Consider the following 13,691-nt stretch of genomic DNA (forward strand, 5'->3'; position numbering starts at 1 on the left):
CTCAGACCAGATCGGCCAACAACCGCGCGAAGACCTCCGGCCGGCTGAAGTAACCGACGTGCGAGGCCGCCACGGTGCGCACCTCGAACGGGTTGCCCGGGGTCACCTCGTCCGCCTTGCGGATCATGAAGTCCTGGACGGCCGGCGTGATCGCCCGGTCCTCGGACAACCGCACGTAGGTGTGCGGGACGCGCCCCCACCCGTCCGCGCGGACCACCGCCGCCGGCTCCAGCACCGAGTGGTTCTCGTCCGGGTCCAACGAGTCCAGCAGCACCCGGAACAGATGGTCGTCGGCATCGGCCATGATCGCCGCCTTCAACTCGGCGAACAGCCCAGCATCGGCGTGCGCGGCACGCCAGTTCAACCGCGTCACACCGGGATCACGCACACCCGGCACGGCGATCCGCGCCGCCGCCGCGTCCAGCAGGTTGTCGTCGACGACGTCCCACGGCCCGGTGAGCATCGCCGGATCGGCCAGGCACAGCGCGGACAGGTACACCACGCGGTCCAGCAGGTCCGGCACGGCGTTCGCGACGGCGCTGATCGTCAGACCGCCGAGGCTGTTGCCGACCAGCACCACCGGACCCAGCTCGGCGAGCCGCCGCACAACACCCGCCACGTGCCGCACGTTGTCCTGCAACGTGACGCCACGCACCGGGGACGGCGCGGCGGCCAGCGCCGCCACGTCCTGGGGCTGCCGGAAGTAGGCGGCCGGACCGCCGGCGCGGTCACCGTGGCCGGGCAGGTCCACAGCGTGCGAACGATGCCCGAGCAGGGCCAACTCGTTCTGCAACGGACCCCAGGCCCGAGCGTTGCTGGAACCGCCGTGAACGAACACGAAAGTGGGGCGCGATTCTGCGCGCATGGTGAAGATCCTCGTCATCCGGAGGCGAACGGTGGACACGGGACCGGGCATCGGCGAGCGCCGACACCGCGGTCAGGACACCGACCGGGTCCGAACGGCCTGCCAGTTGTGGATGACGGAACACATGCCGGCGATCATATCCGCCGACCCCGGCCACGCCACGTGATTTTGACGGAACTGCCGGCAGCCGGCCGGCGTCCGACACCACGAGCAGCCACGCCACGGGGAGGCAGGAGTGCCGGCATTCACCGACGCGGTCACCGCAGCCGACGAGTGCACGAGGAGCGACACCGGGAAGCTCCTGTGCGCCGGCTCGTGGGACGACGCCTTGATCACCGTACTGATCATCGCGGCCCTCACCACGCTCCTCCTCCTCGCCGCGCACCGGCACTCCCGCCGCCGACGCCGAGACCACTCCCCCACCGTGAACACCGCCGACCGCACCGGGAACACCGCCGAGAGCACCGACGACCGCACCGCTTCGACCGAGAAGCCCGGTGCTCCACCGACCGGGTGGTAGGCAGCCCGCTCGGCTAACGGCCGCGCGGGCGCGGCGAACTCACCGGGTACCGCGTCGTTTCCGCCGGTCACCGAGGAGGACGAACCATGACGTCGTCACGCCTGTTCCGCTGCGCCGCAACACTCCTGCTGCTCGTCACCTGCACCCTGACCGCCGCTCCCGCCCAGGCGGCGGGGGTCGACCAGGTGTGCGTGGGCACCGAAGTCACCACCTTCGACCCGCCGCTCACCCTCACCGCGCGGCCGACCACCATCACGGTCAGCGGCCTCTACCCGACCTGCACGAGCCCCGCCGCCGTCACCGCCGGCTACGCCGAGACGTTCCCCCTCACCGCGTCCTGCCTGGTCCTGTTCGACTCCGGCTCGGCCTCGCGCACGTTCACCTGGGGCGGGACCACCGCGCCGAGCACGTTCGAGTACAACGTCACCTCCAGCGCGGTGGCCGGCCAGGTGGTCGTGACCAACACCGGCGTGATCACCGCGGGCGGTTTCGCCCCGGCCGGCGCGAAGCAGGTCATCACCCTGGTGACCCCGAACCTCCTCCAGTGCCTCACCGGTGGCGTCCCGAGCGTGACGGGCCCGACCACCCTCACCGTCCACAGCGCTTGACAACGCCCGTCTTGCCGCTGGATGCCGACCGATTCGCCGAACGTCAACTTTATTCCACACTGAAGGAATAGTACTTCTTGAGTATGGGTGCCGTCCGCGCTGCGGCGGGTGGTCGGTGGCTAGGGGCCGGTGTGGACGTGGGCCGCCCAGATCTCGGGGTGGTCGGGCAGGCGGTCGCGGAGTCGGCGGGTCGCCTGGTGGACGGCGAGCGCCGCGCTCCCCGCGCCGTGTTCGGCCACCACGCGGTAGAAGTCCCGGGCGAAACCGACCGCGAAGACGTCGCGCACCGGCCACAGGGTCGCCACCACGTGCCGGTAGCCGGCGAGTTGGAACGCCGACGCCAGGTGGATCGCCTCGTCCGGCAGCACCGGCCCCACCGTCGCCGTCGAACACGCCGACAGGTGCGCGAGATCGCCCTCCAGCCGCAACCGCGCGATGTCGAGCACGGTCAGCGGGGCATCGCCCGCCAGCAGCAGCCGGCTGTCCGACGGGTGGGCGGTGTCGGTGACGGCGTGGCACGCGAAGTGCGCCCGACCGTGCCGGCCGATCTGGTCGAGCACCTCGGCCCGGCGGGCGTCGCGCAACACCGTCGTCGTCGGCAGGACGTCCTCCAGCAGCCGCACTTCCCGCTCCACGCCCGGCAGCGCGGGCACGCCCTCGGCCTCGGGCACCGCCACCACCAGGGTGTCGGTCCCGGCCGGGACGCCCGCTCGACGGGCGTGGAGCAGGGCGCGCAGCGTGGGCGTGCCGGAGGACACGACCCGGTCCAGCACGCCGTGCCCGGCACGGCCGGCGGCGTGCAGGGGCAGGAACGCGAGCGAACCCGTGGGACACCACCAGACCCGCTGCGACGGGTCGTCCGGCAGGCGGTCCAGCACCGGCCCGGCCACCGCGTCCCACAGCCACCCGAGGATCCCGCTCACGTCCTCGCCGTCCGCGACGGCGGCGAGGAACTCCCGCGCGTTGCGCTCCACGACCTCCGGCGTCACACCGGGCAGCGGCACGACCTCGATGCCGTCCGGCCGCACGATCAAGGCGTCCGAACGGATCGCGCTGACCGAGAACACCACCACCGGCCCGCGCTCGGCGGCCGAGAGCAGCTCGCCGACCCGCACCCGGCCCAGGAACCCCTGCCGGCCGGGGAGTTCGCGGACCCGGGCGACCAGTTCCTCCCAGCGGCGGGCCAGCCGGTGGTGGTCGTCGCCCGCTCCCGCGCCCTCGGCGGTCCAGGTGGCCAGGGTGTCGCGCAGCGACAGCAGTTCCGCTGCCAAGTCGGGGTGATCGGCGCGCAGGTCGTCGAAGTCGTCACGGTTTTCCAGCGACTGCGCGAAGAGCGTGCCGCGCCCGTGCTCGATCAACGTCAACGCCCGCTCCGGGTCGCCCGCCTGCAACGCGACCGCGCCCGCGTCCCGGACGGTCACGGCGCGTTCGGCGAGCCGCTTCTCCTGGTCGGCGCGGGTCAGCCGGCGCGACACCAGCAGCGGGAACAGGCCGATCGCCTGGTCGTAGGCGTCGGCGGCCTCGGCCCAGCGCTGCTGCGCCACCTGCGCGCCCGCGACCAGGACCAGCATCCCGGCCCGGTCCAGCGGCGACTGGGCCGGAACCGAAGCGGCCTCGGCCATCAGCCGCCGGGACTCGGCCAGCGCCGCCGCCTCGCCCGTGTGGTGGTGCACCCGGCTCAGCACGTGCGACAGCGCGAACAGCAGCATCGGGCGGTGCGGGTGGCCGGTGCCGGCCGCGCGCAGCGCTTCCCGCGCCGCTGCCGCCGCCTCCCCGGCGACCGCCGCGTCCCCGGTGGCGTCGTAGTACGTCGACAGGATCAGGGACGCCTTGCCCAGCAGGAAGGGCCGGTCCGGATCCTGGCGCGGGCCGTCCGCGACGAACACCCGGATCAGCTCGACGGCCTCCGCCAGGCTCGCCAGGTCCGCCGACCGCTCGGAACGCAGGCTCAGCCCGGCGGCGAGGGCCAGCGCGAGCGCGAACCGCTGGCGCGGCGGGGTGTTCGCGGCGGCGTAAGCCCGGCGGGACAGGTCGATGGACCGGTCCACGGCAGCGGGGTCCTCCGCCGCCGAGAACCGTACCTTCACCAGGTCGGACAGGTTGTGCAGGCGGGTCGCGTACTGCGGGTCGGCCGGGTCGGTCATCGCGATGGCCCGCTCGTGCAGCTCGATCGCCTCGTCCGCGGCGCGGGTGTCGCCGGTCTCGACGAAGCGCGCCACCAGCCCCGCGGCCAGGTTGTTGAGCCGGCGCATCTCGGCCACCCCTTCGCCGCGGACCGACCTGGCGAGCTGGAAGGATTCTTCCCGCACCGCTTCGTCGCGCTCCAGGTCGAACAGGTGGTGCAGCGCGCCGGCGAGGTTCGCGACGAGTTGGACGCGGCCGTTGCCCGGCGGGGTGTGCGCCAGGGCCCGCCGCCACGCCGAGATCGCCGCCCGCAGATCACCGGGGTCGGCGTGCAGCTGGTAGCGCAGGACGAGCGCCAACCCCAGGCTGCCCAACGGGTGGCGCCGGTCGGGTTCGTCGGCGATGCGCAGGACGACCGCCCGGAACCGCGCGATGGCCTCGTCCAGCGCCGCCTCGTCCTCGGTGGCCTCGAACCGGTCGAGCAACGCCCTGGCCTCGGCGGTCATCCGGTCGTGCGTCGACTCGCGGCGGCGAGCCCCGACCGAGGCGAGCATCCCGGTGAGCCGGGCGCGCGCCGGGTCGTCGTCCGGCAGGCGTTCGGCCTCGAACCGCACCACGGTCTGGAACTCGGTGTAGGCGGCTTCGTCGTCGTGGTGCTGCGCCGTGTCGACCAGCGCGACGGCGAGCAGCCGCACGCACTGCTCGCGCAGCGGGTGCCGGGGTGAGATCTCGGAGAGCGTGAACCGCATCAGTGCGGCGACCGCGCCGAGAACCGTCCTGTCCGCGGCGGACTCGCCGAGTGCCTTGTCCGCCAACGCCATCCAACCCGCCGGGTCGTCACCGATGGCCCGCAAGAACTCGTCCGGCGCGCCCTCGACGCGCCCGACAACCGCCTCCCGCGCACGTTCTGCTCGCACCGCCCCGTTCTACCGCAGCCGCCGCCGTCCGCGAACTGGAACGCCGACACCGAGTGCAGTGCGTCGTCCGGCAGCACCAGGCCCCGTCGCCGTCACCATGCCGGCAGGTGCGCGAGATCGCCCTCACGGATACCTCGCGCGGTGCGACCGCGCCACCCCCTGCCGGTGATCACAGCCCGCACCGGCGCGCGCCTGCGGCCTGGGTCGACGGCGGGCCGGTCGGGCATCGCCGCCGTTCAGCACGCATTGCCGCAGCTTCGCCAACGCCCGCATCCTATTGCGCTGCGCGGTACCTCGGTGCACGCCCAGCAGTGCGGCGGCTTCGTCCAGCGTGTGGCCGTCCAAGTCCACCAGCACGACGACCGCGGCTTCCTTCACGGTCAGCTCGTGCAGCAGGCGCGCCGCCTCGTGCTCGGCCTCGGCGCGGCGCAGTCCTCCGTCGTGGGACGGGTGCGGGGCCGCGTCGAGCGGCACCAGCCGCCGTTGCGAACGCCAGTGAGCACGCGCCATGTTGACCGCCGTGGCCAACGCGTACCCGTACGGGTTGGCGTGTTCCACGAACCGCCGCGCCCTCCGCTCGGTCGAGCGCAACCGCACGTAGACGTCCTGGACCAGGTCGTCGGCCAGGGCCCGGCTGCCTACCAGCGAGGCCACCCGCGAGTACAGCCGCCCCGACACCCCCGTGAAGACCGCGTCGAACCCGGTGACCTCGTCCACCGTTCCCCCATGGTGCTCCCCCTCGCGAGGAACCCCCGCTCCTCGTACGGCGCACCGTACTGGCTGCGCGGCCGAGCGCCATCCCCCGATCAGGTAAGAAATTTTCCACCAAACACTCATACCTGGCGGCATCGCCGCGCATTGATCCCACAGGCAGGGTCCCTTTGGCGGGACCGCAAACCGATCAGCAGAGAAGGACACCTGACGTGGAATCCTTGGACAGAACCCGGACACCGCTCCGCCCCGCCGTGCGCGGCAACGGCTTGCGAAAGCTCGCGGCCGTCGTGCTCTCGCTGGCACTGCTGGGTTTCACCGCCCCCCAGGCGTCGGCGGCCACGCACGACGACTTCACGCCCGTGACCGTGCTGGGGCCGGGGGTGCCGCCGGACGGCTCCAGCGACCAGAACGTGGTCGCGCTCGGCACGGTCACGCTCTCGATGTCGAGCACCCAGACCGCCTACGTGGTCTCGGTGATGCGGGTCAACAGCGCGACCTTGCGCACCTTGGTGGACAACGAGGTCGTGTGCAAGTGGGCAGGCGGCAGCAAGAACATGGTGGTGGGCCAGAACGTCTACAAGCAGGGCGGCGGGAACGCCCAGTGGGAGGACATCTCGCTGACCACGCGGTACCTGCTGCACCCCGGCGTCGCCACCAACGTCACGTGCACCACCTACATCAGGACAGCGTCATTGGGCTTCGACGACTCCACGGTCCGAGTCGTGAGCGGGTACTTGCGCTTCGCCGACACGTCGGTCGCCAACAACACGGCCGGCACGGCGATCCAGAACAGCGTCCCGCCGGGCCTGCGGCGCGTCGACGCCACGACGCCGATCGTGCGCGAGCCGTCGCTGCCGATGTTCGACACGGCACCGGGTTTCACCGGGCTGAGCGTGTTCGGCGACACCGAGTACATGGTCTGCCACACCAGCAGCACCTGCGACAAGTCCGGATCGTCCCAGGCGCGGTTCACCCTGTTCGTGAACCAGTGGAAGGCCGATGGCACGCTCTGCCACAGCGACTCCTCCGCGACCGTGACCAAGTCCGTGCCGTACTCGGTCCACCACGTCTACGTGCCGCTCCACCAGCCGGACTTCCGGGTCCGGGCCGACGCCGGCTGCATCCCCCGGTTCAACGCCTACGTCCTCGTGCAGTGGCTGTCCGGCGAAACCGGTGCCGTGCAGGGAACCGCGGTGGGGCTCACCGACTCCCGCGGCTCGACCTCGAAGCACAACTCGGACATGAGCCACGCCTACGCCGTCCCCTACACCTCCTGACGTCGGAGCGGCACGCCGGCGGACCCGGGCGACCACGGGGCACGCGACACCCTGCGGATGACGTCACAAGCAGCCGGTGGGGCCACCACGGAAGTGGCGGCCCCACCGGGGTTCGCACGTCGGGCCGGCCGCGTTCCGGGTCGCTACCCGACCGGTCGGGCGCGTAGCCAGCGGCAGCCGTACGGTTCCAGCGTGATCTTCGGCGAGGTGGGTTGGCCGGACAGCACGTCGATCAGTTCACCGTCCACATCGGACAGGTCGAGCCCGGCCTCCGCGTCGGCGAAGTTGTGCACGGCGATCACCGTGCCGCCGTCGATGTCGCAGCGGTGGGCGAACAGCGAGGGCTCCGGGGTGTCGATCACCTGGAACCGGCCCCACGCCAGTTCCGGGCACTCCCGGTAGCGCTCGACCAGCAGCCGGACCCACGTCAGCAGCGACTCCGGGTCGTACTTCTGCTCGTCCGCCGCGTCCCACCACATCGGCGTGCGCACGGCCAGCCGGTCGTCCTGCGAGAGGTCCTCGGTCATGCCGACCTCCTCGCCGTAGAACAGCACCGGCGTGCCGGGCAGCGAGAACAGCAGGCTGTAGACCATCTTCGTGCGCTGCGGGTCGTCCATCATGGACGGCAGGCGACGGCGCAGGCCCCGGCCGTAGAGCTGCATGTCCTCGTCCGGGCCGAAGGCGGCGAACACCTCCTGCCGCTCCGGCTCGGTCAGCTTGTCGAGGATCAGCTCGTCGTGGTTGCGCACGAAGGTCGCCCAGTGGCAGTCGCGCGGCGGCTGCGGACGCTCCCGCAGGGCGTGGATCAACGGCCCGGCGTCCTTGCGGGCCAGCGAGAGGTACATCTGCTGCATGCCGATGAAGTCGAAGCACATGTGCAGCTCGTCGCCCACGCCGTCGGAGCCGCCGAAGAACTTCATCGCGTCGACGTAGGGCAGGTTCACCTCGCCCAGCAGCACGCCCTCGCCGTTGCGGCGGGACAGGAACGCGCGCAGGTCGCACAGGTAGTCGTGCGGGTCGGGCAGGTCCTGCACCGGCGCTTCGAGCAGGAACGGCACCGCGTCCACCCGGAACCCGGACAGGCCCAGCTCCATCCAGAACCCCATCACCCGGGCGATCTCGTCGCGCACCTTCGGGTTCGCCACGTTCAGGTCCGGCTGGTGCTTGTAGAAGCGGTGCAGGAAGTACTGGCCCGACTGCTCGTCCCGTTCCCACAGCGAGGTTTCCTGGTCCGGGAACACCACGCCCTGCTCGGCGTCGGCGGGCGGCTCGTCCCGCCACACGTACCAGTCGCGCCGGGGGTTGTCCCGTGAGCTGCGCGACTGCTCGAACCACGGGTGCTTGTCCGAGGTGTGGTTGACCACCAGGTCGGCGATCACCCGCATCCCCCGGTCGCGGGCGGTGCGGACCAGCTCCACGAAGTCGCCCAGCGTGCCCAGGCGCGGGTCGACGCCGTAGAAGTCGGTGATGTCGTAGCCGTCGTCGCGGTCCGGGGTGGGGTAGAACGGCATCAGCCACAGGCACGTCACGCCCAGCTCGTGCAGGTGGTCGATCTTGTCGATCAGGCCGCGGAAATCGCCGTACCCGTCCCCGTCGGAGTCGTGGAAGGTCTCCACGTCCAGGCAGTAGACGACGGCGTTCTTCCACCACAGGTCGGCGGTCCGGGTGAGCTTCACGACCGCACCTCCGCCAGCACGTGCTCGCCGAACGCGTCGAGGAACTCGTCCTGCTCCTGGCCGACGTGGTGCAGGTACAGCTCGTCGAAGCCCAGGTCGGCGTACCCGCGCAGGATCTCGGCGTGCCGGCCCAGGTCGGCGGACACGTTCACGGTGCCGCGCACGCGCTCGGCCGTGACGTGCTCGGACAGCACGTCGAAGTGCTCGGCGGTCTCCAGGTCCCAGCACACCGGCGGGCCGAACACGTTGCTGCGCCACTGGTCGTGGGCCAGCGCCTCGGCACGGGCCTGGTCGGGCGCCCAGCTCAGGTGCACCTGGAGCGCGAGCTTGCCGATGCCGCCCGCCTCCCGGTAGGCGTCCACCAGCGCGCGCAGGTGGTCCGCCGGGGCGTTCACGGTGACCAGCCCGTCGGCCCACTGCGCGCACCACCCGGCGGTGGCGGGGCTGACGGCGGCGCCGATCAGCGCCGGCGGCTCGTCGGGCCTGGTCCAGAGCTTCGCCCGGTCCACGGTGACCAGGCCGTCGTGGCTGACCTCCTCGCCGGCGAGCAGGGCCCGGATCACGTCCACGCACTCCCGCAGCCGGGCGGCCCGCAGGTCCTTGCGCGGCCACCGCCCGCCGGTGATGTGCTCGTTGCTGGCCTCCCCGGTGCCCAGGGCGGCCCAGAACCGCCCGGGGTACATCGCCCCGAGGGTGCCGATCGCCTGCGCGACGATCGCCGGGTGGTAGCGCTGGCCGGGGGCGTTGACCACGCCGAACGGCAGTGAGGTGGCCTGCATCGCGGCTCCGAGCCACGACCAGGCGAACCCCGACTGCCCCTGCCGCGCGCTCCACGGCGAGAAGTGGTCGGAGCTCATCGCCGCGTCGAACCCGACCTCCTCGGCCCGGCGGACGGCGTCCAGCAGGCGTGACGGGTGTATCTGCTCGTGCGAGGCGTGCACACCGATGACGGTCATGCAGTGACACGTACCCCCGGCACGACCGGGTGACACCGATCGGAGGCGATCTCCGCACGTCACCCGAGGCGAGCGCCGCTGTTCACCCGAACGGGACGGCATCGGCGCGTGGATCTCCCGGGCACGGGGTATACCGGGCTTCGACCCGATCCCCGGACGGAGCAGGAGCAGAACCGTGGTGCAGCCGAACCCGCCCAAGCCCACCCCACCACCGGTCCCGAAGCCGGGCCCGCCGCCGAAACCGGCGCCGGGGCCCTCACCGGCCACGGAGCCGCCTGTTCCGCCGACGCCCGAGCCGCCCTCGCCGACCCTGCCCGACCCGCCGCCGCCGAACCGCTGAGCCCGGCGGGCGGGCCGGGACGCCGGGTGGTGGGGTGTCCCGGCCCGCCCCGGGGCGACGTACCACACACCGACGAACCGAAGGGGCTGGTCGTGGACGGTGAGGTCGAACTGCGGGTGGACGGGGAGGTCCGGCGGTTGCGGGTGGACAACCGGACCACGTTGCTGGACGCGCTGCGCGAGGGACTCGGGGTGACCTCGCCGAAGAAGGGCTGCGACCACGGCCAGTGCGGGGCCTGCACGGTGCTGCTGGACGGCCGGCGGGCGGTGACGTGCCTGTCGTTCGCCGTCGCGCACGACGGCGCGGAGGTCGTCACGGCGGCGGGCCTGGCGCGGGACGGTGAGCGGCACCCCGTCCAGGAGGCGTTCCTGGAGCGCGACGCCCTCCAGTGCGGCTTCTGCACCCCTGGCCAGGTGTGCTCGGCGGTGGGCGTGCTGGACGAGGTCCGGGCCGGCCACCCCAGCGTGGTCACGGCCGACCTGACCGGGCCCGTCGACCTGTCGGCGGAGGAGGTCCGGGAGCGGATGAGCGGGAACCTGTGCCGCTGCGGGGCGTACGTGCACATCGTGGAGGCGGTCCGGGACGGTGCCCGGTGATCCCGTTCGACTACCGCCGGGCGGCCGACGTCGAGGGCGCGGTCGCCGAGGCGGCGGGCCGCACCGCGGTGGCGTTCCTCGCGGGCGGGACGAACCTGGTCGACCGGATGAAGCTGGGGGTCGCCGCGCCCGAGGTGCTGGTCGACATCGGCCGGTTGCCGCTGGACGGCGTCGAGGAACTTCCCGGCGGCGGGCTGCGGGTGGGCGCGACGGTCCGCAACAGCGACCTGGCCGCGCACCCGGTGGTGCGCCGGGACTACCCGGTGCTGTCGCGGGCGCTGCTGTCCGGGGCGTCCGGCCAGTTGCGCACCCTGGCGACGACCGGCGGCAACCTGCTGCAACGCACTCGGTGCCCGTACTTCCAGGACGTGACCACGCCATGCAACAAGCGCACGCCGGGCAGCGGGTGCTCCGCGATCGGCGGTCACACCCGTCAGCACGCGATCCTCGGTGCGTCGGAGCGTTGCGTGGCGGTGCACCCGTCGGACATGGCGGTGGCGCTGGCCGCGCTCGACGCCGAAGTGCGCGTGCACGGGCCGGCCGGGCAGCGCACGATCCCCGTCCTCGACCTGCACCGGTTGCCGGGCGAGGAACCGCACCGCGACACCGTGCTTTCTCCGGCCGACCTGATCACGGCGGTGGACCTGCCGCCGCTGCCCGCCGGTGCGCGGTCGCTGTACCGGAAGGTGCGCGACCGGGCGTCGTTCGCGTTCGCGCTGGTGTCGGTGGCGGTGGTGGCGCAGATCGCCGACGGGACCGTGCGCGAGGTGCGCATCGCGCTCGGCGGGGTGGCGCACAAGCCGTGGCGCGCGCGGCGGGCCGAAGAGGTGCTGCGCGGCCGTGCGCCGGACCCGGATGTGTTCCGCGAGGCGGCGGACGCCGAACTCGCCGACGCCGAACCCTTGCCCGGCAACGCCTTCAAGATCCCGCTGGCCCGGAACACGATCGTGTCCGCGCTGCGCGACCTGGCGATGGAGGAACGATGACCGACCTGCTGCGCTCCCGCGTGCAGGGCAGCGCGCCGCGCCGGGTCGACGGGCCCGCCAAGGTCACCGGCACCGCGCCCTACGCCAACGACCAGCCGGTGCCCTCGCCCGCGTACGCGTGGCTGGTGCAGGCGGAGGTCGCCCGGGGGGTGCTGACCCGCGTCGACGTGGCGTCCGCCCTCGCGCTCGACGGTGTGTCGCTGGTGCTCACGCCCGACAACGCGCCGCGCCTAGCCGACACCGACGATACCGACACCGACGCCGAGTTGGCCGCCCTCCAGTCGCCCGAGGTGAGTTTCCGGGGGCAGGTGGTGGCCGTGGTCGTCGCCGACTCGCCCGAGACCGCCCGTCACGCGGCCTCGCTCGTCCACGTCGAGATCGACCAACGGCCGCACGACGTGCACCTGGACGCCGACCGCGACGACCTCTACGCGCCGGAGCAGGTCAACGGCGGCTTCGAGACCGACACCGCGCAGGGAGACGTGCCGGCGGCGCTGGAGCAGGCGGCGCACGTGGTCGACCAGACGTACACAACGGCTTGGTACAACAACAATCCGATGGAGCCGCACGCCACCACCGCGTTGTGGTCGGACGGTGAACTGCTGCTCTACGAGTCCACCCAGGGCGTGCACACCACGAGGGAGGCCGTGGCCAAGACGCTCGGGCTGCCCCTGGAGCAGGTGCACGTCGTCTCGCCGCACGTCGGCGGCGGCTTCGGCGCCAAGGGCACCCCGCACGTGCACACGATCCTCGCCGCGATGGCCGCGCGGGCCGTCCCCGGCACCCCGGTCAAGCTGGCGCTCACCCGGCAGCAGATGTTCTCCCTGGTCGGCTACCGCACCCCGACGATCCAACGGGTGCGGCTGGGCTGCGCCGCCGACGGCCGGCTGACCGCCATCGCGGTGGACGCCGTGAGCCAGACCTCGCGCATCAAGGAGTTCGCCGAGCAGACCGCCGTGCCCAGCCGCACCATGTACGCCGCGCCCCACCGCCGCAGCACCCACCGCCTGGCCGCCTTGGACGTGCCGGTGCCGTCGTGGATGCGCGCCCCCGGCGAGTGCCCCGGCATGTTCGGCCCCGAGGTCGCGCTGGACGAACTGGCCGTCGCCTGCGGCGTCGACCCGGTCGAGTTCCGGGTCCGCAACGAGCCCGTGGTCGAACCGGACAGCGGCAAGCCGTTCTCCAGCCGCAACCTGATCGCCTGCCTGCACGAGGGCGCGCGCCGGTTCGGCTGGGCGGGCCGCGACCCCTCCCCCGGTGTCCGGGAGGAGGCGGGCTGGCTGGTCGGCACCGGCGTGGCCGCGTCGACGTACCCGGTCAACGTCATGCCGGGCTCGGCGGCGACGGTCCGGCACACCGGGGCGGGCCGCTACCGCGTCGAGATCGGCGCCGCCGACCTCGGCACCGGCACGTGGACCGCGCTCGCCCAGATCGCCGCCGACGCGCTGGGGGTCGACTTCGCCGACGTCGACCTGCGGATCGGCGACACGGCGCTGCCCAAGGCGACCGTGGCGGGCGGGTCGTCCGGCATCGGGTCCTGGGGATCGACGGTGGTGGCCGCCGCGCGGGCGTTCCGCGAGAAGTTCGGCGACCACCCCGCCGACGGCGACCAGACCGGTGCCGCCACCCCGGAGCCCTCGGCCGCCGACGAGTACGCCATGCACGCGTTCGGCGCCCAGTTCGCCGAAGTCCGGGTGCACGCCGACACCGGCGAGGTGCGGGTGCCGCGCCTGCTCGGCGTGTTCGCCGTCGGCCGGGTCGTCAACCCCCGCCTGGCCCGCTCGCAGCTCATCGGCGGCATGACCATGGGCCTGTCCATGGCCCTGCACGAGCAGAGCCTGCTCGACGAGCGGTTCGGGCACGTGCTCAACCACGACTTCGCCGAGTACCACATCGCCACCAACAGCGACGTCCCGGACGTGGAAGCGCACTGGGTGGATGAGCACGACCCGCACACCAACCCCATGGGCACCAAGGGGATCGGCGAGATCGGCATCGTCGGCACCGCCGCCGCCATCGTCAACGCGGCCTACCACGCCACCGGTGTCCGGGTCCGCGACCTCCCGCTGACCCTCGACCACTTCCTGCGGTGACGGTGCGGCGGCCGGCGGT

12 protein-coding genes are annotated in these 13,691 nt (G+C 72.7%); 7 read left to right on the plus strand and 5 right to left on the minus strand.

Features of this window, described 5'->3' with window-relative positions; translation table 11 throughout:
- Position 1 precedes the first annotated feature (1 nt).
- Complete coding sequence (locus BN6_RS23265) at positions 2-865, minus strand: alpha/beta hydrolase (protein WP_015102195.1); 864 nt, start codon at positions 863-865, stop codon at positions 2-4.
- Here BN6_RS23265 and BN6_RS46835 point away from each other — a divergent pair.
- The 3 genes from BN6_RS46835 to BN6_RS23275 all read left to right on the plus strand — a co-directional run bounded on the left by BN6_RS46835 (position 864) and on the right by BN6_RS23275 (position 1,993).
- Positions 864-1,031, plus strand: a complete 168-nt coding sequence (locus BN6_RS46835; RefSeq protein ID WP_158509416.1) for a hypothetical protein — start codon at positions 864-866, stop codon at positions 1,029-1,031. The genes BN6_RS23265 and BN6_RS46835 overlap by 2 nt on opposite strands.
- A 69-nt stretch (positions 1,032-1,100) precedes the next feature.
- Positions 1,101-1,385 carry a hypothetical protein gene (locus BN6_RS23270; protein WP_015102196.1) on the plus strand — a complete coding sequence of 95 codons (285 nt, stop codon included), beginning with the start codon at positions 1,101-1,103 and terminating at the stop codon, positions 1,383-1,385.
- An 86-nt stretch (positions 1,386-1,471) separates the two neighbouring features.
- Positions 1,472-1,993: a hypothetical protein gene (locus BN6_RS23275; protein WP_015102197.1), complete on the plus strand. Its 522-nt coding sequence runs from the start codon at positions 1,472-1,474 to the stop codon at positions 1,991-1,993.
- 119 nt (positions 1,994-2,112) lie between these two features.
- On the opposite strand, the gene BN6_RS42290 is transcribed toward BN6_RS23275, so the two are convergent.
- The gene (locus BN6_RS42290) at positions 2,113-5,034 is read right to left on the minus strand and encodes a CHAT domain-containing protein (protein ID WP_015102198.1); all 2,922 of its coding nucleotides are present in this window, start codon (positions 5,032-5,034) and stop codon (positions 2,113-2,115) included.
- Positions 5,035-5,157: 123 nt separating this feature from the next.
- Complete coding sequence (locus tag BN6_RS23285) at positions 5,158-5,751, minus strand: RNA polymerase sigma factor (RefSeq protein ID WP_051075699.1); 594 nt, start codon at positions 5,749-5,751, stop codon at positions 5,158-5,160.
- A 206-nt stretch (positions 5,752-5,957) separates the two neighbouring features.
- Here BN6_RS23285 and BN6_RS23290 point away from each other — a divergent pair, with 206 nt between their 5' ends.
- The gene (locus BN6_RS23290; RefSeq protein WP_015102200.1) at positions 5,958-7,025 is read left to right on the plus strand and encodes a hypothetical protein; all 1,068 of its coding nucleotides are present in this window, start codon (positions 5,958-5,960) and stop codon (positions 7,023-7,025) included.
- Positions 7,026-7,168: 143 nt separating this feature from the next.
- On the opposite strand, the gene BN6_RS23295 is transcribed toward BN6_RS23290, so the two are convergent.
- Positions 7,169-8,701: an alpha-amylase family protein gene (locus BN6_RS23295; protein WP_041313717.1), complete on the minus strand. Its 1,533-nt coding sequence runs from the start codon at positions 8,699-8,701 to the stop codon at positions 7,169-7,171.
- Entirely contained in the window at positions 8,698-9,657 is a 960-nt protein-coding gene (locus tag BN6_RS23300; protein WP_015102202.1) for a TIGR03885 family FMN-dependent LLM class oxidoreductase, read from the minus strand. The genes BN6_RS23295 and BN6_RS23300 overlap by 4 nt, the downstream gene beginning before the upstream one ends.
- A gap of 432 nt (positions 9,658-10,089) precedes the next feature.
- Between BN6_RS23300 and BN6_RS23305 the strand changes: the two genes are divergently transcribed.
- The 3 genes from BN6_RS23305 to BN6_RS23315 are packed head-to-tail and all read left to right on the plus strand — an operon-like array spanning position 10,090 to position 13,672.
- Positions 10,090-10,593 carry a 2Fe-2S iron-sulfur cluster-binding protein gene (locus tag BN6_RS23305; RefSeq protein ID WP_015102203.1) on the plus strand — a complete coding sequence of 168 codons (504 nt, stop codon included), beginning with the start codon at positions 10,090-10,092 and terminating at the stop codon, positions 10,591-10,593.
- Positions 10,590-11,579: an FAD binding domain-containing protein gene (locus BN6_RS23310; RefSeq protein ID WP_015102204.1), complete on the plus strand. Its 990-nt coding sequence runs from the start codon at positions 10,590-10,592 to the stop codon at positions 11,577-11,579. Before BN6_RS23305 ends, BN6_RS23310 begins: the two co-directional genes overlap by 4 nt.
- Positions 11,576-13,672, plus strand: a complete 2,097-nt coding sequence (locus BN6_RS23315; RefSeq protein ID WP_015102205.1) for a xanthine dehydrogenase family protein molybdopterin-binding subunit — start codon at positions 11,576-11,578, stop codon at positions 13,670-13,672. The genes BN6_RS23310 and BN6_RS23315 overlap by 4 nt, the downstream gene beginning before the upstream one ends.
- Positions 13,673-13,691: the final 19 nt, after the last annotated feature.

This window comes from Saccharothrix espanaensis DSM 44229 (assembly GCF_000328705.1).
GTDB lineage: Bacteria > Actinomycetota > Actinomycetes > Mycobacteriales > Pseudonocardiaceae > Actinosynnema > Actinosynnema espanaense.